The sequence below is a fragment of the Amycolatopsis sp. CFH S0740 genome, from assembly GCF_004522315.1.
Lineage (GTDB): Bacteria > Actinomycetota > Actinomycetes > Mycobacteriales > Pseudonocardiaceae > Amycolatopsis > Amycolatopsis nivea.
Genome location: NZ_SDLS01000008.1, coordinates 142,742 through 162,839 on the forward strand (window position 1 = coordinate 142,742; position 20,098 = coordinate 162,839).

14 protein-coding genes are annotated in these 20,098 nt (G+C 69.0%); 6 read left to right on the top strand and 8 right to left on the bottom strand.

Annotation, left to right across the window (positions count from 1 at the left end; genetic code table 11):
* Window positions 1-174 precede the first annotated feature (174 nt).
* A complete protein-coding gene (locus tag EIZ45_RS16330) occupies window positions 175-5,637 on the top strand; it encodes a biotin carboxylase N-terminal domain-containing protein (protein WP_134663501.1) in 5,463 nt (1,820 codons plus the stop codon).
* A 45-nt stretch (window positions 5,638-5,682) separates the two neighbouring features.
* On the opposite strand, the gene dnaE is transcribed toward EIZ45_RS16330, so the two are convergent.
* Complete coding sequence (gene dnaE / locus EIZ45_RS16335; RefSeq protein ID WP_134663502.1) at window positions 5,683-9,207, bottom strand: DNA polymerase III subunit alpha; 3,525 nt, start codon at window positions 9,205-9,207, stop codon at window positions 5,683-5,685.
* Window positions 9,208-9,335: 128 nt separating this feature from the next.
* Window positions 9,336-9,782 (bottom strand): PadR family transcriptional regulator, encoded by a 447-nt coding sequence (locus tag EIZ45_RS16340; RefSeq protein WP_037814993.1) that lies wholly within the window; start codon window positions 9,780-9,782, stop codon window positions 9,336-9,338.
* A 273-nt stretch (window positions 9,783-10,055) separates the two neighbouring features.
* On the opposite strand from EIZ45_RS16340, the gene EIZ45_RS16345 reads away from it, so the two are divergent.
* Window positions 10,056-10,301, top strand: a complete 246-nt coding sequence (locus EIZ45_RS16345) for a hypothetical protein (RefSeq protein WP_134736055.1) — start codon at window positions 10,056-10,058, stop codon at window positions 10,299-10,301.
* Between the two features lie 549 nt (window positions 10,302-10,850).
* Here the strand turns inward: EIZ45_RS16345 and EIZ45_RS16350 are convergent.
* A complete protein-coding gene (locus EIZ45_RS16350; RefSeq protein ID WP_370318144.1) occupies window positions 10,851-12,053 on the bottom strand; it encodes an MFS transporter in 1,203 nt (400 codons plus the stop codon).
* A 183-nt stretch (window positions 12,054-12,236) separates the two neighbouring features.
* Window positions 12,237-12,629 (bottom strand): nuclear transport factor 2 family protein, encoded by a 393-nt coding sequence (locus tag EIZ45_RS16355; RefSeq protein WP_134663505.1) that lies wholly within the window; start codon window positions 12,627-12,629, stop codon window positions 12,237-12,239.
* Between the two features lie 71 nt (window positions 12,630-12,700).
* Here EIZ45_RS16355 and EIZ45_RS16360 point away from each other — a divergent pair, with 71 nt between their 5' ends.
* Window positions 12,701-13,270 carry a TetR/AcrR family transcriptional regulator gene (locus EIZ45_RS16360; RefSeq protein ID WP_134663506.1) on the top strand — a complete coding sequence of 190 codons (570 nt, stop codon included), beginning with the start codon at window positions 12,701-12,703 and terminating at the stop codon, window positions 13,268-13,270.
* A 3-nt stretch (window positions 13,271-13,273) separates the two neighbouring features.
* Here the strand turns inward: EIZ45_RS16360 and EIZ45_RS16365 are convergent, their stop codons facing one another.
* The 3 genes from EIZ45_RS16365 to EIZ45_RS16375 form a co-directional block, all read right to left on the bottom strand.
* Entirely contained in the window at window positions 13,274-13,780 is a 507-nt protein-coding gene (locus EIZ45_RS16365; RefSeq protein ID WP_043830160.1) for a flavodoxin domain-containing protein, read from the bottom strand.
* A gap of 63 nt (window positions 13,781-13,843) precedes the next feature.
* Window positions 13,844-15,043 (bottom strand): MFS transporter, encoded by a 1,200-nt coding sequence (locus EIZ45_RS16370; RefSeq protein ID WP_134663507.1) that lies wholly within the window; start codon window positions 15,041-15,043, stop codon window positions 13,844-13,846.
* 272 nt (window positions 15,044-15,315) lie between these two features.
* Window positions 15,316-16,092 carry a YqcI/YcgG family protein gene (locus tag EIZ45_RS16375; protein WP_134663508.1) on the bottom strand — a complete coding sequence of 259 codons (777 nt, stop codon included), beginning with the start codon at window positions 16,090-16,092 and terminating at the stop codon, window positions 15,316-15,318.
* 508 nt (window positions 16,093-16,600) lie between these two features.
* On the opposite strand from EIZ45_RS16375, the gene EIZ45_RS16380 reads away from it, so the two are divergent.
* Complete coding sequence (locus EIZ45_RS16380) at window positions 16,601-17,533, top strand: nucleoside-diphosphate kinase (protein WP_167756466.1); 933 nt, start codon at window positions 16,601-16,603, stop codon at window positions 17,531-17,533.
* Window positions 17,534-17,541: 8 nt separating this feature from the next.
* On the opposite strand, the gene EIZ45_RS16385 is transcribed toward EIZ45_RS16380, so the two are convergent.
* Window positions 17,542-18,507, bottom strand: coding sequence for a nucleoside-diphosphate kinase (locus tag EIZ45_RS16385; RefSeq protein ID WP_134663510.1), 966 nt, complete (start codon window positions 18,505-18,507; stop codon window positions 17,542-17,544).
* A 124-nt stretch (window positions 18,508-18,631) separates the two neighbouring features.
* On the opposite strand from EIZ45_RS16385, the gene EIZ45_RS16390 reads away from it, so the two are divergent.
* Window positions 18,632-19,669 (top strand): GTP-binding protein, encoded by a 1,038-nt coding sequence (locus EIZ45_RS16390; RefSeq protein ID WP_134663511.1) that lies wholly within the window; start codon window positions 18,632-18,634, stop codon window positions 19,667-19,669.
* A gap of 74 nt (window positions 19,670-19,743) precedes the next feature.
* On the top strand, window positions 19,744-20,013 hold the full coding sequence (locus tag EIZ45_RS46845; protein ID WP_043830167.1) for a hypothetical protein: 270 nt from the start codon (window positions 19,744-19,746) through the stop codon (window positions 20,011-20,013).
* Window positions 20,014-20,098 lie beyond the last annotated feature (85 nt).

The window sequence follows — 20,098 nt, forward strand, 5'->3', positions numbered from 1 at the left end:
CGAGCCGTTTTTGGCGGGTTCCTACAAACCGGCAGGCGCGGCATGCGTCATCCGCGACATTGGTGTACCCGGCGGTAAGGGAGCAATGTGTACGACGAAGACAGGCGACGTTCCGGCGGGTCCGGCGTCGCCTGCTGTGCGTGGTGCAGTCAGGTTCACTGGGAGGCTTTGTCCGTGTTCAATCGCGTCGCCATCGTCAACCGCGGAGAGGCCGCGATGCGGCTGATCCACGCCGTCCGGGACTTGTCCGCCGAGACCGGGCGACGGATCGAGACGGTCGCGCTCTACACGGACGCGGACGCCACCGCGACTTTCGTCCGCGAAGCCGACGTCGCCTATTCGCTCGGCCCCGCCTCCGCGCGGCCCTACCTCGACCTCGCCAAACTGGAGAAGGCGCTGGTCGACACCAAGGCCGACGCCGCGTGGGTCGGCTGGGGCTTCGTCGCCGAGGACCCGGCGTTCGCCGAGCTGTGCGACAAGATCGGGGTCGCCTTCGTCGGCCCGAGCGCGGACGCGATGCGCAAGCTCGGCGACAAGATCGGCGCGAAGCTGATCGCCGAGGAGGTCGGCGTCCCGGTCGCTCCGTGGAGCGGCGGCGAGGTCGCGACGCTCGAGGAAGCCCTCGCGGCGGGCGACAAGATCGGCTACCCGCTGATGCTCAAGGCCACCGCGGGCGGCGGCGGGCGCGGCATCCGCAAGGTCGAGTCGGCGGGCGACCTCACCGAGGCGTACGAGCGCACCAGCCAGGAGGCGCTGCGCGCGTTCGGCAGCGGCGTCGTGTTCCTGGAGCGCCTGGTCACCGGCGCGCGGCACGTCGAGGTCCAGGTGATCTCCGACGGCGAGACGGCGTGGGCGCTCGGCGTCCGCGACTGCTCGGTGCAGCGGCGCAACCAGAAGATCATCGAGGAGTCGGCGTCGCCGGTGCTCGGCGCGGAGCAGACCGCCGAGCTGAAGGCGTCGGCCGAGCGGCTCGCGGTCGCGGTCGGCTACCGCGGCGCGTGCACCGTCGAATTCCTCTACCACCCCGGCGACCGGATGTTCGCCTTCCTCGAGGTCAACACCCGCCTCCAGGTGGAGCACCCGATCACCGAGATCACCACCGGCACCGACCTCGTGCGGCTGCAGCTGCACGTCGCGTCCGGCGGCAAGCTCGAAGGCGCGCAGCCGGAGGAGTCCGGGCACGCCGTCGAAGCGCGGCTCAACGCCGAAGACCCGGACCGCGACTTCGCGCCGTCCCCCGGCCGCATCGCGCGGCTGCTGCTGCCCGCCGGCCCCGGCATCCGGGTCGACACCGGCGTCAGCGAGGGCGACACGATCCCCGCCGACTTCGACTCGATGATCGCCAAGATCATCGCCTACGGCCGCGACCGCGACCAGGCGCTCGCGCGGCTGCGCCGGGCGATGGCCGAGACGTCCGTGCTCATCGAGGGCGGCGCCACCAACAAGAGCTTCGTGCTCGACCTGCTCGACCAGCCCGAGGTCATCGACGCCAGCGCGGACACCGGCTGGATCGACCGCGTCCGCGCCGAGGGCCGTCTCGTCACCACGCGGCATTCCGCGGTCGCGCTCGCCGCGGCGGCGATCGAGGCCTACGAGGACGACGAGGAGGTCGGCAGGCAGCGTCTGCTCTCCACCGCGTTCGGCGGCCGTCCGCAGGTGCGCCACGAAATCCGTCCGCTCGACCTGAAACTGCGCGGCGCGTCCTACCGCGTCACTGTCGCGCGCACCGGGCCGAAGCGGTTCCGGGTCGGCGTCAGCGGCGGCGGCGACGTGCACCCGGCCGACGTCGAGCTCGAGCGGTTCGACGAGTACAGCGGGCAGATCACCGTCAACGGCACGCGATTCCGGCTCGTCACCGGCACGCACGGGCCGACCCACCTGGTCGAGGTCGACGGCATCACCCACCGGATCAGCCGCGACGAGGGCGGCGTCGTCCGCTCCCCCGCGCCCGCGCTGGTGGTCGCCACGCCGGTCGCGGTGGACGACGAGGTCGAGTCCGGCGCGCCGGTGCTCGTGCTGGAAAGCATGAAGATGGAGACGGTGCTGCGCGCGCCGTTCCGGGCCCGGGTCAAGGAACTCCCGGTGTCGATCGGCAGCCAGGTGGAGACCGGGGCTCCGCTGCTGCGCCTCGAACCGCTGGCCGACGAGGCCGAGGACGAGGCCGCCGCGCAGGCCGAGACCGCCGAGATCGACCTGCCCGCCGAACAGGACGGCACGAGCGCGGCCGACCTGGTCGAGCGCGGCAGGCAGGATCTGCGCAGCCTGCTGCTCGGCTTCGACGTCGACCCGCACGACCAGGGCCGGGTGCTCAGCGGCTACCTGGCGGCGCGCGCGGAGCTGCCGGCGCGTCCGCTGGAGGGCGAGCTCGAACTGCTCGACGTGTTCGCCGACCTGTCCGAGCTGAGCCGGAACAAGCCGGCGGCGGACGACCTCAGCGCGTCGAGCCCGGTGCACAGCGCCCGCGAGTACTTCCACACCTACCTGCAGAGCCTCGACGTCGAGCGCGCCGGGCTGCCGGAGAAATTCCAGGGCAGGCTGCGCCGCGTGCTCGGCCACTACGGCGTCGGCGACCTCGAGCGCACGCCTGAGCTGGAAGAGGCGGTCTTCCGGATTTTCCTTGCCCAGCAACGGGCTTCGAGCGACAGCGCGATCGTTTCCGCGCTGCTGCGGCAGTGGCTCACGGAGGCCCCGCCCTCGGCCGAGCTGCGGGAGACGGCCGGGCTCGCGCTCGAGCACCTGATCGCCGCCACCCAGCTGCGGTTCCCGGCGGTCAGCGACCTCGCCCGCGGCGTGGTGTTCCGCTGGTTCGCGCAGCCGATGCTGCGCCGGGCGCGCGCCGAGGTGTACGTCGAGATCCGCGGCCACCTGCGCTACCTCGACCGCAACCCGGACGCGGCCGACCGCGCCGAGCGGATCTCCGGCATGGTGTCGAGCAACGAGCCGCTGGTGCGGCTGCTCGGCCAGCGGATCGGGCGGCCGGGTGCGGACCCGGCCCCGATGCTCGAGGTGCTGAGCCGGCGCTACTACGGCAACAAGGCGCTCACCGACGTGCGCGTGCGCGAGGTCGCGGGCTGCTCGTTCGTCACCGCGTCGCATCCGGAGCCGGCGCGCGTGGTCACCACCGCGGTCGACTTCCCGCAGCTGCCGGACGCGATGCGCGCGGTGGCCGAGCTGTCCGACGGCGCCGGGGTGCCGGTCGCGGCGGACGTGTATCTCAAGTGGACCGACCAGCCCGACAGCGACGCGATGGCCGCGAAGCTGGGCGAAATCGTTGCCGCGCAACCGCTTCCGGCCGACGTCGACCGGGTGGTCACCACCGTCGCCGGCGGCGGCGGCGCGGTGATGCACCACCACTTCACCTTCCGCCGGACCGAATCCGGCTTCGCCGAGGACCGGGTGATCCGCGGGCTGCACCCGCGCGTCGCCGAGCGCCTCCAGCTGGAGCGGCTGCAGGAATTCGACCTCACGCGGCTGCCGTCGGCGGACGAAGAGGTGTACCTGTTCACCGGCACCGCGAAGGCGAACCCGGCCGACGAGCGGCTGATCGCGATGTCGCAGGTCCGCGACCTGACGCCGCTGCGCGAGGCGGACGGCAGGCTCGTGTCGCTGCCCTCGGCCGAGGACACGCTCGCCGCGTGCCTCGACGCGGTCCGCAACGCGCAGGCACGGCGTCCGGCGAAGAACCGGTTCGACACCAACCGGATCGTCATCTACGTGTGGCCGCCGAGCGACCTGACGATGGACGAGCTGAACCTGCTCGCCCGCCGCGTGCTGCCGACGACCGCCGGCGCGGGCCTGGAGGAGATCCAGTTCCTCGTCCGGCAGCGGAACTCCGAAACCGGCGAACTGACCGACATCGCGGTGACGGTCCGCAACGAGGTCGGCGCGGGCGTGCGGCTGTCGGTCGAGGCCCCGAGCACCGAACCGGTGCAACCGCTCGACGACTACCGGCAGAAGGTGCTGCGCGCGGCTCGCCGCGACACGGTGTACCCGTACGAGCTCACCGAACTGCTGGCCGGCGGCGGGACCTTCACCGAGCACGACCTCGACGACACCGGCGCGCTGGTGCCGGTCGACCGGCCGCGCGGGCAGAACAAGGCCGGGCTCGTCGCCGGCGTGGTCAGCACGCCGACCGACCTGGTGCCCGAGGGCGTCAAGCGCGTGGTGCTGCTGGGCGACCCGACGAAGTCGCTGGGCGCGCTGGCCGAACCGGAGTGCACGCGCGTGATCGCGGCGCTGAACCTGGCGCAGGAGCTGCGGGTCCCGGTGGAGTGGTTCGCGCTGTCGTCCGGCGCGCGGATCTCGATGGAGTCCGGCACCGAGAACATGGACTGGGTCGCGGCCGCGCTCAAGCGGATCGTGGAGTTCACCCAGGACGGCGGCGAGATCAACATCGTGGTCGCCGGGATCACCGTGGGCGCGCAGCCGTACTGGAACGCCGAGGCCACGATGCTCATGCACACCAAGGGCATCCTGGTGATGACGCCGGATTCGGCGATGGTGCTCACCGGCAAGCAGTCGCTGGACTTCTCCGGCGGCGTGTCGGCCGAGGACAACTTCGGCATCGGCGGCTACGACCGCGTGATGGGCCCGAACGGGCAGGCGCAGTACTGGGCGCCGAACCTCGCCGGGGCGCGCGACGTGCTGATGGCGCACTACGCGCACACCTACGTCGTGCCGGGCGAAGCGGGCCCGCGCAAGGCGGTCACCAGCGACCCGACGGGCCGCGACGTGTCGGACTACCCGCACGCCGTCGTCGGCAGCGACTTCGCCACGGTGGGCCAGATCTTCTCCGCCGAGCACAACCCGGACCGCAAGAAGCCGTTCGACATCCGCACGGTGATGCGCGCGCTCTCCGACCAGGACCACCCGGTGCTGGAACGCTGGGCGGGCATGGCGGACGCGGACACCGCCGCGGTGCAGGACGTGCACATCGGCGGCCACCCGGTGTGCCTGCTCGGCATCGAATCGCGTTCAGTGCCCCGCCGCGGCTTCCCGCCCACCGACGGCCCGGACACGTTCACCGCGGGCACGCTGTTCCCGAAGTCGTCGAAGAAGGCGGCCCGCGCGATCAACGCGGCCAGCGGCAACCGTCCGCTGGTGGTGCTGGCGAACCTGTCCGGCTTCGACGGCTCGCCGGAGTCGATGAAGAAGCTCCAGCTGGAGTACGGGGCCGAGATCGGCCGCGCGATCGTGAACTTCGAGGGCCCGATCGTGTTCACGGTGATCTCGCGCTACCACGGCGGCGCGTTCGTGGTGTTCTCGAAGGCGCTGAACCCGAACATGACGGTGCTGGCGCTGGAGGGCTCGTTCGCTTCGGTGCTCGGCGGCGCTCCGGCGGCCGCGGTGGTGTTCGCCGGCGAGGTGAAGACCCGGACGGCGAACGACCCGCGGGTGGCCGGTCTGCAGAAGCGGCTCGGCGAACTGAGCGGGGCCGAGCGGGCCGCTTGCGCGGCCGAGCTGGCGGAGGTCACGTCGTCGGTGCGGGCAGAGAAGCTCGGCGAGGTGGCGTCGGAGTTCGACCGGGTGCACAGCATCCAGCGCGCGGTCGAGGTCGGGTCGGTGGACGCGATCGTCAGCACCGCGCAGCTCCGACCGCGGATCATCGAGGCGATCGAGCACGGATTGAAGCGCTGAGGGAACCTCGTGAGTGCTGGCGCCGGTTCTAACCGGCGCCAGCACTCACGAGGCCACGGTGATCCCCCGGATCGTTTTCACCTCGCCCAGCAACGCCGGAGTCACCTTCACCGAGTATCCGTCCAGCGCGTACCGCTGCTCCCCCACGTGCAGATGGACCGGCGTATTCCCTTGGTGTGCCAGCAAAGTCTGCTTGAGCTCCAGCACCACCGGCAGCGTCACCTTCTCCGCCCGCGTGTGCAGCACCAGCGGCGTTTCCCCGAGTTCCGTCAGGTCCAGCGGCGCCAGATCCGCCCCGAAGACCGACATCTTGTCTTCCCGCCAGTTGACCCGGCCCTTCACCAGCACCGCGTTGTCCTCCACCAGATCCGCCGCGCACACCGCGTACGACTTGGCGAAGAACAACACCTCGAGCGACGCGTCCAAATCCTCGACCGTGCAGATCGCCCAAGGTTCGCCCTTTTTGTTCACCCGCCGCTCCAGCGAAGTGATCAACCCGGCGACGACGAGTTCGCCTTCCTTCGGCGGGTTGTCGATGATCGCGGCGATCGTGCGGGGCGCGTGTTTGCGGAGGACGCCTTCCGCCCCGTCCAAGGGATGCGCTGAAACGTAGAGGCCGAGCATGTCCCGCTCGTGCGCCAGCAACTGTTTGCGCGGCCACTCTTCGGCGGTGAATTTCACGTGCGCCAACGGCGAAGAAGCCGGTTCCTTGTTTTCTCCGCCGAAGAGGTCGAATTGGCCCATCGCTTCCTGGCGCTTGAGCGGGACGACGGCTTCCACCGCGTCCTCGTGCACCTGGATCATCGACAGCCGCGTGTGCCCCATCGAATCGAACGCGCCCGCCTTGATCAGCGACTCGATCACCCGCTTGTTGCAGGCCACCAGCTCCGACTTGTCCAGGAACTCGGTGAACGAGGAGTACTTGCCCTTCTCCTCGCGCGTCTTGATGATCGACTCCACCACGTTCGCGCCCACGTTGCGCACCGCGCCCAGACCGAACCGGATGTCGTTCCCGACGGCCGCGAACCGCAACGCCGACTCGTTCACGTCCGGCGGCAGCACCTTGATCCCCAGCCGACGGCACTCCGACAGGTAGATCGCCGACTTGTCCTTGTTGTCACCCACCGACGTCAACAACGCGGCCATGTACTCCGCGGTGTAGTTCGCCTTGAGGTAGGCAGTCCAGTACCCGACCAGCGCGTAGCCGGCGGCGTGCGACTTGTTGAACGCATAGCCCGCGAAGGGCAGGATCGTGTCCCACAACGCTTGCACAGCCTCGCCGGAGAAGCCGTTGCCGATCATCCCGGCACGGAAGCCCTCGAATTCCTTTTCCAGGACTTCCTTTTTCTTCTTGCCCATCGCACGCCGGAGGACGTCCGCGCGGCCCATCGAGTATCCGGCGACCTTCTGCGCGATCTGCATGATCTGTTCCTGGTACACCACCAGACCGTGCGTCTCGGCAAGGATCTCGCGCAGCGGTTCTTCCAGTTCCGGATGGATCGGTTCGATGGCTTGCCGCTTGTTCTTGCGGTCGGCGTAGTTGTTGTGCGTGTTCATCGCCATCGGACCCGGCCGGTAGAGCGCGTTGACGGCCACGATGTCCTCGAAACCGGTGGGACGCATGCGGCGCAACAGATCCCGCATCGCGCCACCGTCCAATTGGAACACTCCGAGACTGTCGCCCCGGACCAGCAAGGCGAAGGTCTCGGGATCATCGGTGGCCAGCCGGTCGAGGTCGATGTCTTCGCCGCGGTTGGCTTGGACGTTGTCGATCGCGTCGCCGATGACGGTGAGGTTGCGCAGGCCGAGGAAGTCCATCTTCAGCAGGCCGATGGCCTCGCAGGACGGATAGTCCCAGCCGGTAACGATCGACCCGTCATCCCTGCGCCACAACGGAATCGCGTTCATCAACGGTTCACTGGACATAATCACCGCGCAAGCGTGCACACCCGCGTTGCGGATCAGCCCCTCCAGACCGCGGGCGGTGTCGAAGATTGTCTTGCACTCTTCGTCGGTCTCGACCAGCGTGCGGACCTCCGCCGCTTCCGCGTAGCGCTCGTGCTTGGCGTCCACGATGCCCGACAACGGAATGTCCTTGGCAGCCACTGGCGGCGGCAAAGCTTTGGAGATCCGGTCCGCGATCGAATACCCTGGTTGTCCGAAGTGGACCCGTGCGGAATCCTTGATCGCCGCCTTTGTCTTGATGGTGCCGAAGGTGATCACCTGCGCGATCCGGTCAGAGCCGTATTTCTCGGTGGCGTACCGGATCATCTCGCCGCGGCGGCGGTCGTCGAAGTCCATGTCGATGTCCGGCATGGACACTCGCTCCGGGTTCAGGAATCGCTCGAACAGCAGACCGTGCCGGATCGGGTCGAGATTGGTGATGCGAAGCGCGTACGCGACCAGCGACCCCGCCGCCGACCCGCGTCCCGGCCCCACGCGGATTCCCGCCGCGCGGGCGTGCGTCATGAGGTCAGCCGTGATGAGGAAGTACCCGGGAAACCCTTTCTCCACAATGACTTTGAGCTCGTACTCGGCGCGCTCCCGGTATTCGCCGGGCACTCCGTCCGGCAGCCGGTGCTCGAGCCCGGACATCACTTCATGATGGAGCCAGGTGGTTTCGGTGTGTCCTTCGGGGACGTCGAAGACCGGCATCCGGTCCTTGTGCGTGTACACGTCCTCGTACGACTCGACCCGCTCCGCGATCAACAGCGTGTTGTCCGCCGCCCCCGGAACTTCCTTGTCCCAGTACTCCCGCATCTCCTCCGCGGACTTCAGGAAATAACCGTCCCCGTCGAACTTGAACCGCGTCGGGTCGTTCAACGTCTTCCCGGCCTGCACGCACAGCAACGCCGAGTGCGTGTCCGCCTGGTCCTTCGTCACGTAATGCGAATCGTTCGTCGCCAACGGCGGGAGATCCAGCAGCTTCCCGATCTCCAGCAAACCCTCCCGCACCGACCGCTCGATCGGCAACCCGTGGTCCATCAGCTCCAGGAAAAAATTCCCCGCCCCGAAAATGTCCTTGTAATCCGAGGCCGCCTGGATCGCCGCCTCCCGCTGCCCCAGCCGCAACCGCGTCTGCACCTCGCCCGACGGACACCCCGTCGTCGCGATGATCCCGGACGCGTTCTCCGCGATCAGCTCCCGGTCCATCCGCGGCTTGCGGTAATACCCCTGAATCGACGCCAGCGACGACAGCTTGAACAGATTCCGCAACCCCGTCGCGTTCCCCGCCACCATCGTCATGTGCGTATACGCACCGCCACCCGAAACGTCGCCGCCCTCGCCGAACTCGTCCGACCCCCGCTGCGACGCCTGCCCCCAGAACACCGGCTTCTTGTGAAACCGCGACTCCGGCGCGACATACGCCTCAATCCCGATGATCGGCTTGACCCCGTGCTTCTTCGACGTCTGATAAAACTCGTCCCCGCCGTACATGTTCCCGTGGTCGGTCATCCCCACCGCGGGCATGTTCAACCGCGCCGCCTCCGCGAACAAGGGACCGATCTTCGCCGCACCGTCCAGCATCGAATACTCGGTATGGACATGCAGATGGACAAACGATGGCATGGCCGCATTGGACCCGCCGCACCGCGCCGCCGTCCAACAACCGACACGCGCGCTCGGACCACCTCCGGTTGTAGCCCGAGGTGACCGCCGGTTGGCGAGTCCACAACGGACTCGCCAACCGATGGTTTCTAGTCTTCGGAGTCGTCGTCCGCGAGCAACGCATACAACCGGCGGCGGGCTTCGCGGAGCACCTTGCGCGCCTCCGCGCACTGCGCCTCGCTGCCCGTGTGCGCGACCTGCGCCGCCGCCCCGGCCAACTCGCCGATCTGCTGATACAGCGCCGCGAACCGGTCCGCACCCGGATCCTCGTCACGAGCCGGAGACGCCCAGAGCGCGGCGAACTCCTCCTCGCGCCCCGCGACGTGCTCCCGCCCCGCCTCCGTGAGATGCGCGACCCGACGGCCGCCCTCCTCCGCAGTGCGGACCAGGCCTTCGTCCTCGAGCTGCTGCAAAATCGGGTAAATGGACCCGGGACTGGGCCGCCACTCGTCATTCGTGCGACGCCGGATCTCCTGCATCAGCTGATACCCGTGCCGGGGTTCCTCCGCGAGCAAGGCAAGCACTGCCGGACGCACCGGCCGCGCCGGTCCCCGACCCCCGCGGGGTGGGCCACCGAAAAACCCTCCCGGACCGCCAGGGCCGCCGGGACCTCCCGGACCGCCGGGAAACCCGGGGAAGCCCGGGAACCCAGGGAACCCGGGAAACCCCGGCCGATGCGGCGGCCCGGGCGGCCCAGGAGGACCGGGAGGCCCCGGCGGGAAACCGCCACGGGCTTCGAAGACCGTGCCGTCCCAGGCTTCCCCGTCACCGGGGTGGCCCGGGTGACGGGGAAGGCCTGGACGTCCTAGGTGGTCCGAGTAGCCCGGGTGTCCTGGATGCTCGCCCGGATAGCCGAAGTGCACATGGTGCTCACCAGCCTCGCCCGGACGGCCGGGGTGCGTGTGGCGTTTCCCCGCCTCACTCGGACGACCGGGGTGGACGTGGTGTTCGCCCGCCTCACTCGGACGACCGGGGTCGACGTGGTGTTCGCCCGCCTCGCCCGGACGACCGGGGTCGACGTGGTGCTCCCCCGGCCAACCGTGGTGCTCGCCTGACTCGCTCGACCAGCCGTGGTGCTCACCCCCGTGAGCAGGCCAGCCGAAGGCGACTCCCGGCCCCCCGAACAATCCGGTCTGCCCGTACCTGGCACCAGGCCCGCCGAACACCGCATGCTGGCCGACGCCCAAGCCTCGCCCGCCGAACAAGCCCGCCCAGCCGCGTCCGCCCAGCCCGAACCAGGCATCCTGGCCGCCGAAGCCGCCCGGACGCCCGCGCTCCTCGTCCGGTTCGCCTCCCCAAGGCCACCCGTGTCCTTCCCCCGGCCCGCCCGGATGTCGCCCCCTCCCGTCGCCCGGCGCGTCCGTCCTGCCGAACGGCCCACCCCGGCCCCCGTCACCAGGGCGAACCGGCCCCGGGCGGCCGAAACCGAACGGCACTCCGTGCCCGCCGAAGCGTTCCGGGCCGCCGAAGCCTCGGAACAGGTGGTCTCCGCCTGCGGTCCTCGCCATGTCTTCCTCCTCCGTCGAACGATCGCCGATATGACCACGATATATCGGCGATTGTTCGACGGCAAGGCCGCCCGGACCCAGCAGGGACAGAAAGGGTCAGGAAGACCCGGCGGGCGCGGTGGTCGCTCCCTCGCCGCCGAAGCGGATGGACTTCGCTTCCTTGCCCAGGGAGGTCAGCACGGCGACCGCGATCAGCACCGGGATCACTGTCCACAGCAGCGCGGCCGTGTACCCCTGCGACTGCGCGATGCTTTCCTGGATCGGCAGGTTCAGCGCGGCCAGCAGGTTGCCGAGCTGGTAGGTCACGCCGGGGAAGAACCCGCGGATCGCGTCCGGCGACATTTCCGTGAGGTGCGCCGGGATGACGCCCCACGCGCCCTGCACCATGACCTGCATCAGGAACGAGCCGAGCGCGAGCATCCCGGCTCCGTGGTCGACGGCGAAGATCGGGATGATCGGCAACCCGAGAACCGCGGCGCCGACGATCGTCATCCGGCGGCCGAAGCGTTCCGACAGCGAGCCGAAGACCAGGCCGCCGATGATCGCGCCGACGTTGTACAGCACGGCGATCCACGTGCTGGTCGCCGCACTCAAGCCGGCGCCGCCGTGCTCGGTCGCCTTCAGGAATGTCGGGTACACGTCCTGCGTGCCGTGCGACATCCAGTTGAACGCGGTCATCAGCAGCACGAGGTACCCGAACCGGCGCAGCACCTTCGGGTTGAACAGGACGTCCTTGACCGACGTCCGGGTGACGCGCATCTTCTCCTGCGCCGCCTCCCACACCTCGGATTCCTTGACCCGCGCCCGGATCAGCAGGCTGATCAGCGCCGGGAAGATGCTCAGCACGAAAATCCACCGCCACTCGAGGCCGAGCGCGGTGTGGAACAGCAGGTACGCCAGCGCGGCCAGCAGGTACCCGGCGGAGTAACCGGCCTGCAGCAGTCCGGAGAAGAACCCGCGCCGCTCCACCGGAATCTTCTCCATCGCGAGCGCCGCGCCCAGACCCCATTCACCGCCCATGCCGATGCCGTAAATGAACCGCAGGATCAAGAGCACGGTGAAGTTCGGCGCGACCGCGCACAGCACGCCCGCCGCGGAATACAGCAGGACGTCGACCATCAGCGGAATACGCCGTCCGGACCGGTCCGCCCACAGTCCGAACAGGAGCGCTCCGACCGGGCGCATCACGAGCGTCGCGGTGGTGATGAACGCCAGCTGGGTGGCAGTAGCCCCGAACGACTTGTCCTTCGCGATGTCCGCGAGCACGAACACGACGAGGAAATAGTCGAACGCGTCCATGCTCCAGCCGAGCCACGCGGCGAGGAACGAGTTCCGCTGATCGGCGCTGAGCTTGCGTTTTCCCTTGCCCCCGGCTGCGTTTTCGGTCACCGGCTTGGTCTACACCCGGTGCGGCGGAGAGGCAAGAGTCGCATGTGGACTCAGCACATCACTGACATACCAAGCAAAAGCGGAGAAATCGGGTTACTCGGGCGCTTTCGCCGAATGGGTCAGCAGGTGCGCCTCGCGCATCCGGCCGTCCTCGGCGAACCGGCCGAAGAACGACACCTCGATCTCGAGCTCCTTTCCTCGCTGGCGAACGTGCAGCGTGTACCGCGCGGCGACGCGGTCGCCGTCGGCCATCGCGTCGTGGACTTCGATCCGGCTGTCCGGGCGGTTCTTCCGCACCGGACGGCAATGCGCGACCAGCCGCGCGCGGTCGATCCGCACCCCGTCGACGATCTGCACGACGTCGGGCGTGTGATAGCGGTCGACCACCGTCGCCGCGTCCTCGTCGGTGTGCACCAGATCGTCGGTGAAAGAAGTGAAGAAGCGCGCGATGAATGCCTTCGGATCAGCGTGTTCGAGTGTGCCCATGAACCCCTCCCAGATAAACTCTGACACCCTGTAAGATATCCGTTCAAGCTAACCTTGACAAGGTGTAAGAGATGGCGAAACTCCGCGCGGACGCCCAGCGCAGCCGCGCCGCGATCCTCGACGCGGCGCTCCGTGTGCTGGAAACAGATCCGGACGCGAGCGTCGAGGGCATCGCCACGGCGGCGGGCGTGACCCGGCAGACCGTGTACGCCCATTTCCCTTCCCGCGAACGGCTTCTGGCCGCGGTCCTCGACCGGCTCACGGAGGAAGCCGTCGAGGCGATGGACGCCGCGGGGCCGGACACCGGGCCGGCGGCGGACGCGATCCTGCGGGTGCTCGACGCCGCGCGCCGGGCGTCCTCGCGTTATCCGTCGCTGCTGCGCCGGTTCTCCTCCACGGCGTCCTCAGCGGAGGACGGACGCGAGCAGCACGAGCCGGTCGCCGAGCGGTTGCGGCGGATTGTCGAACGCGGGCAGCTCGCCGGCGAGTTCGACCGGCAGCCGCCGGCGGATTGGCTGGTCACGGTGATCATCCAGCTGGGCCACGCAGCCGCGGGCGAGGCCGACGCGGGGCGGCTTTCGCCGGCCGAAGCCGAAAACGAGCTGTCCGCCACGGTGCTGCGCGTGCTCGGCGCGTCCTGACGCTCAGATCGCCACGCGAGAATGGGCCCGGCGACCGATGTCCCGCGCCCACGCCCGGATCCGGTCCCAGTCGCGGAAATCGCCCGCCCGGCTGCCGCGCGCCATCAGCTTTTCCAGCACGCCTTCGGCGAGCGCCGGGTCGAGCCGCCCGCCGAACGTCTCGGTGCGCCCCGCGTCGATCGCGGCGGCCAGCAACGTCACCCGAGCGGGCAGGCTCACCCGGGTCAGATTCGCGCCCGGGCCGCACGGCCCGCTGTGGAACAGCCAAACCGGACGCGCCCGCAGCGCCTCGGTGTTGCGTTCCAGCAGCCGCACCGCTTCGGGCCGCCACCGCGCGTAGTAGAGGGCGCTGCCGACCACCACCGCGGCATACCCCGTGACGCTGTCGACCTCGCCCGCGTCACGCACGTCGACAGCGAACCCGGCGGCGCGCAACTCCTCGCCGACGACTTCGGCGATCTCGCGGGTGCCGCCATGCTTGCCCGCGTACGCGACGAGGACGTTGATCATGCCTTCATTCTCCACCCCATCGCCGGACCGCGCCCGGCCGAAGTCCGACAGCGGCCCAGACCGTCAGCCGATCGTCTTCGGGCGAGAGGCCAGCGCGCCGAACGTCGTCTGCACCAGCGCGAGCGCGATCAGCACCCCGAGCGCAGGCGTCCAGGACGAAGCCGCGTCGTGAATCGCGCCGATCACGATCGGCCCGAGCGCCGCGAGCGTGTAACCCGCGGACTGAGCCATCCCCGACAACGCCCCAGCGTCGGAATAATCCTTCGTACGCAGCCCAAACAGGGACAACGCCAACGCCAGCGTGCTCCCGCCGGCCAACCCGGCGAAGACCGCCCAGAGCACCGCGATCCCCGGCGCGACCAGCAGCCCGGTCAGCGCGGCCGTCAACAGCAACGACCCGGTGATCGCGACCGGACGCTGATCAGGCAACCGGTGGATCAGCATGGAGCTCACCAAGCTGCCGACCAGGCCGCAAAGATTGAAGAGCAGCTGATGGAACCCCGCGGTCACCGAGCTGATGCCCGCGGCTTGTTCGATCGAGGACAGCCAGGTCACCAGTACATAGAAGGCGAGCGACTGGAGCCCCATGAAGAGGGTGACCTGCCAGGCCAGCCCGTTCGTCCACGGCCGTGCCGCCCCGGTCGTCCGCAGGAGCGGCGGTGCGGCGGCGGACCGGCGCAGCTGCGGCAGGAAAACCCCGAGAGCGATCAGCGCGAGCCCCGCCCAGACACCCAGCGAAAGCCGCCATCCGCCAGCCTCCTGCCCGGCGAGCGGGACCGCGACCCCGGCGGCGATCGCGGCGACGCCGGACTGGACCGCGGTGTACGTGCCGGTGATCGGCCCGATCCGGGTCGGGAAATCGCGTTTGACGAGCGCGGGGAGCAGGACGTTCAGGATCGCGATGGCGACTCCGAGCAGCGCGGTTCCGGTCCACAGCAACAACTGCGGCGGGGTCGAGCGCAGCAGGATCCCGATCGCGAGCAGGAGCACCGCCGCGCCAAGCGACCGCTCGAGCCCGAGCTTCGCGGCGACCTTGGGTGCGATCGGGGAACACCCGGCGAAGGCGACGAGCGGCACGCTGACCAGGACGGACGCGGCTACCGAGGAAAGCCCCTGATCGGCCTGGACGAGACCCAAAATGGGGCCGAGGGAGGTGATCGCGGCGCGCAGGTTCGTGGCGATCAGCAGGACGCCGATCAGGACGAGCGCAGGACGCAGCGGGGTCGCGCGTTCGGGGGCAACGGGCCCGGGACGGGCGGTCATGCGGCCACCGCTCCGAGGAGCGCGGAGGCGGGCCGGGCCGGCAGCAGAACCGGGTCGTCGATCATCGGAACCTCTCCCCCGCCACCGGAGCACTCCGCCCAGCGTCGGGCGACCTCACCGATCTTGCCCGGTCGGGTGCTGAGTCGGCAACAGCCTTGCCGACCGTCCGGCTGCCGGTTTACCGCACCGCCACGATCACGAACACCCGCGCGGTCATGTCCATAATGGACTCAGTCCGGTCGCGACACCAGCCGCAAAGTCTCTCTCTCCGATCAGACACGGGGCCGCGCGGTTTCGGCTTCCCGGAAGGAAAACGGGCAGGCGTCCGTCCGGTCAATATCGTCTTCGGGCAGGCCGTACTGCCACCATTCCAGCCCGGCGACACCGTAAGAGCCGAGCTGGCGAGCGCGCGGGGCACCGTCGTAGCGGTCGATCCTCGCCCGGATGTTGTCGCGGACGTTGCGGCCGCTGGGGGTGTCGCCCGCGACGACGTCGAACCGCTCGCGCGGGTTGATCACGAGCACGAAATGCACGCCGAGATTGCGGCTGCGCCGGACCTCGTGGGCGGGGCTGCTCATGTTGACGAACAACGGCATTCCGTTGAAGCACATAGACCACGAGCTTTCGCCGGGGTCGGTGCCGACGTTCTCCGGCCACGGCGCCGGATCGACGTGGTGCAGCTTCTGGAGCACTTCCCAGCCGAACGCCTGGTACTCCGCGACCGATCCGGCGGACACCGCCGCGGGCGAAAACACGATCAGCAACGGGTACGCCGTGTCGAGCAGGCCGTTCCAATTCCGGGAAAGCTCGACGTAATCGGCGAGTTCGACTCCAAGTCGCGCGATGGCGTCCGGCCCGGCCCCCTCGGCGAACGAGAATAACAACAATCCCTTTCGGAAGGCGTTTCTCGAGAAGACGCAGGGGAAGCCGCGGCCGGTGAGCCGGGACTCGACGTCGCGGAAAGCGCGGGCACGCCAGCCGGTGCCGAATGTTGCGGCCTCCTGCTGGGCGGTCAGCGTGGTGCTGCGGTACTCGAGCAATCGGTGCATTCCGGCCCTCCGGGAATGATCTTCCTCGGACTCACGGCACCCCCTCCGGTGCACTGCCGCCCAGAACTCTATGGATGCCGCCCCAACCCGGGCAGCGTCCATCCGAGTGAACAATTTTCTCCGCAAATTCGCGAAATAGCGGAGAATTCGTCGAGGCAAGACTCGGAACCGACCAATCCGCCTGCGACATCCGGCGCAATACGCGACCGATATCAATACTAGATCACCCGGAACATTCGGCAGCACAACCGAAGCTGCTTTGTCCACAGTAGACGATTGGCGCGCGGGACGTTCGGGAATGGAATCAACCGGTTCGCCCGGACGCCACAGCGGTCGTACACCGATCCGCCGATTCCGGCCCCGGACCCTCACCCGCACGGCGGCACGCTTCCGAAGACGTTCGACCTTTCTTGGCGAACTGCCCATCGGCGCTTCCTCCGCGACGCCCCCGCGAGCCGGGATAACATCACCTGATCCGGCATCGGCCAAGGGGGAGAAGATCGACGACATGGACTGGGCCGCGCTCACGCGCATGCCCGCGAAGCGCATTGCCTACCGCCGCGAGACCTACTTCCGGGAAGGTGCCCGCGACACCGCCCGGTTCCTCGGCGACCGGGCTGCGGAAATCCTGCGCCAGCACGCGCTTCTCCTGGTCAAACCGGACGGCATCGCCGCGGGCAAGGTGCGCCCTGTGCTCGGTTGGCTGGCTGAGCAGGGATTCGCCGTCCAAGCAGTACAGCGTCCGGAACTGGACGGCCTGCGGTGGCGGGAAATGTGGCGGTACCAGCTGACGTCGGCCACCGTGGACCGGCTCGCACTGAACGACTTGATCTACCGCGGCTCCGCCCTACTGCTGCTCCTGCGCGACGAGCAGCCCGGGCCGATGCCCGCGACGATGCGGTTGGCCGCGTTGAAAGGCTCAGCCGATCTGTCGCAGCAAAAACCCGGCAGACTACGCGCCTTGCTGCAGCAGCACAATCGCAACTTCAGCTACATCCACGTCGCCGACGAGCCCGCCGACTTGATCCGGGAACTCGGCCTGTTGCTCGACCCGTCGCAGCGACGGGAAGCGCTGAACGCATTGGCCGTCGATAGCCCAACCGGTCTCCCGTTTCTCGAAGAAGCACTCGCCGCCGAGGCCGCCTCCACCCCGCGGACCTTCGACGCCAGCACGGCCGCCGACGCGGTGGCAGACGCGCTCAAGCGGGCAGAGCACGGCAGCCGGGCGCTCCAGCTGCTGGAACGCCTGCGGTTCGGGGAATCCGTGCCCTGGATCGAGGTCGCCGACGCGGTCGCCGAAAGCGGAGCCGAGGTCGATCGCTGGGATCTCGCCGCGGTCGGGGCCGGGCTGATCGAATGCGACGAGCCCGGCGAAGCGAAGCTGATCTCCAACCCGGATCCGGCGCACTGGGCCAAGCCCCGGGCCCGACGTCCCTTGTAGGCGGCGCGCTACCGCACCTGTGCGGTCCACGCCTCCGCCGAAACGGCAGGCAGCAGCGCATGCGGCACCGGGCGCTCGTTGTGCACCACGAACGACGCGGTCACGATCACGTCCCAGCGGTCGGCCTTCTCGAAAGGCACCAGCTCGGCCAGCTCGTCCCAGCTGATCCGGTCCCCGCCCTCGACGACGTCCCGCAACCGGGAAACCGCGGCGTCGCCCGCTGTCGGAGCCAGCCGGGCGAGCGTCGCGTCGATGTCCAGGTCGTGCGCCGGGCAATCCGCCTCGATGGCGGCGATCTCGGCTCGTGCCTGCGCCGTGCGGTCCTCGGCGAGATGCGCCCGCAACTCCTCGAGAAACCGGAGCCGCTCCGGGCGGTCGAGGAAAATCGTCAGCTCGCGCACGATGTCCGCCGGCTCGTCGCCGACGTGCACGAAGTTCAGGATCCGGTTGGGCGGGTTCAGCTTCGTGCGCAAATGGTGCGGCCGGCGCTGCGCCGGATCGCCGACGCCCTTCAGCTCGCACAGCCGGACCGTCGCGGGCAATCCCGCTACCGGGCGGACGTCGCGTGCCAGGAACAGCAGCACATCGTTGGTGAGATACCAGAAAGTGCACAACTGCAGCCGGTCGACAGTGTAGATGTGCCAGTCGTAGCGCCACACCTCGCGCATCGAATGCCGCGTGTAGCCGAACCGGGTGGCGGCGACGGGCACGAAACCGTTGTCCGCCAGGTAATCCATGATCGGGCCGAGCCTGCGGCCGACCACCGCGTCCGGTTTGACCACCAGCATCGCCAGCCCGCCGAGCACGCTCGTCGCGTCGCCGCCGAACACCGCGAGCACGTCCGCCCAGCCCTCGCGGAAGTACAGGTCGTAGCCGAAGACCTCCCGTTTCTCCGGCACGACCGACAACTGCCGCCACTCTCCGGCCGTCGGCATGCCGTCGACCCGGTCCTCCCTGCCCGGCGTCCAGATCATCCGCTCATCCTGCCACGACGGCACACTGCGCCAACTGCTTTTCGCCGAGCACGGCGCCGGGCTGCCACGGCCCGGCGCCCGCTGCGGGTATCGTCGGCTGCCCGGACGACAGGAGGGGTGACGCGTGGCCAGGCAGCGGGTTCCGGTAGTGCTCGTGGCGGGTTTTCTCGGTGCGGGGAAGACCACGATGCTCAACCATCTGCTCGCCAACCGCCAGGGCGTCCGGGTCGGGGTGGTGGTGAACGACTTCGGCCAGGTGAACATCGACGCGCTCGCGGTCGCCGGGCAGGTCGACACGATGGTTTCGCTGGGCAACGGCTGCCTGTGCTGCGCGGTCGACGCCAGCGGGCTGGACGCGATGCTGGGCAAACTGTCGCGCCCCGAAGCCGGGATCGACGTGATCGTGGTGGAGGCGAGCGGGATCGCCGAGCCGCGCGACCTGCTGCGGCTGATGATCGCCAGCGAGAACCCGGACATCCGGTACGGCGGGCTGGTCGAGGTGGTCGACGCGGTCGAGTTCGAGGCGACCCGGGCGCGGCATCCGGAGCTGGCTGAGCATCTGCGGGTGGCCGACCTGGTGGTTCTCAACAAGGTCGACCGGGCCGAGGCGGACGTGCTGGCCAAGGTCCGGGCAGTGGTCGAGGAGTACGCGCCCGGGGTGCCGGTGCTGGAGACCGAGCGGGGGCGGGTTGATCCGGGGCTGTTTTTCGATCCCCGGCCTCGGGAGAGTTACGGGCAGTTGTCTTTTGACGATCTGCGCGAACATGATCATTCCGAGCATTTGCACGCGCGGTATGAGAGTGTCGTGTTCAGTGCTGAGCGACCGCTTTCGCCTCGGCGGTTTCTGGCGTTTCTGGAGAGCCGTCCTGCTGGGTTGTATCGGGTTAAGGGGCAGGTGGATCTCGGGGCTCCGGAGTCTCGGTCTCGGTTCGGATTGCATACTGTTGGGGCGTTTGTGCAGGTAGAGCGGTCGAGCTGGGGAGCTGGGCCGCGGCGGACCGAGCTCGTTTTGATTGGTGCTGGGATTGATTCTGCGGCTGTTGAGCGGGAGCTTGCGGCTTGTGTGGCGGAGGATGAGGTGCCGGACGAGCGGGGGCTTTTGCGGTTTCTCCGGTATCTCGATGAACCCGAGGATGGGGCGCGCCACGCCGAAGACGGGTAAACGCGCGGATTCGCGGTGGTGTGGTCGCACTATGTCTTCGTAGCTCGGACCAGCCTCTTTGGAGGACTCGTTCCATGGCGGAGACGATTGCGGCTCGGTGGTACCTCGTGGGTGCGTTGCCGGAGGACGATCCGGTCGCGCATGTGATGACCCGGGCGGATGATCTGCGGTATCGGCGGTCTGCTTGCGGGGAGCGGGAATCGCGGACTTGGACGCCGATCGATTTGACCGCGCCTGGGACTGGGCATGTGACGCCTTGTGCTGGGTGTGCGGGGACACTGGCCGGGGTGCCGGTGGGGGTTGGCGGGCAGGAGCAGTTGGCGTTTGATCTGCCGTTGGGGTGACAGCGGCTCGTCGCCTGGCGGCGACCTTGCCGTGGCGGTTGCGTGGGGCACCCCGAAGCTTGATTGTGCTGACGGTCTGAGGGTG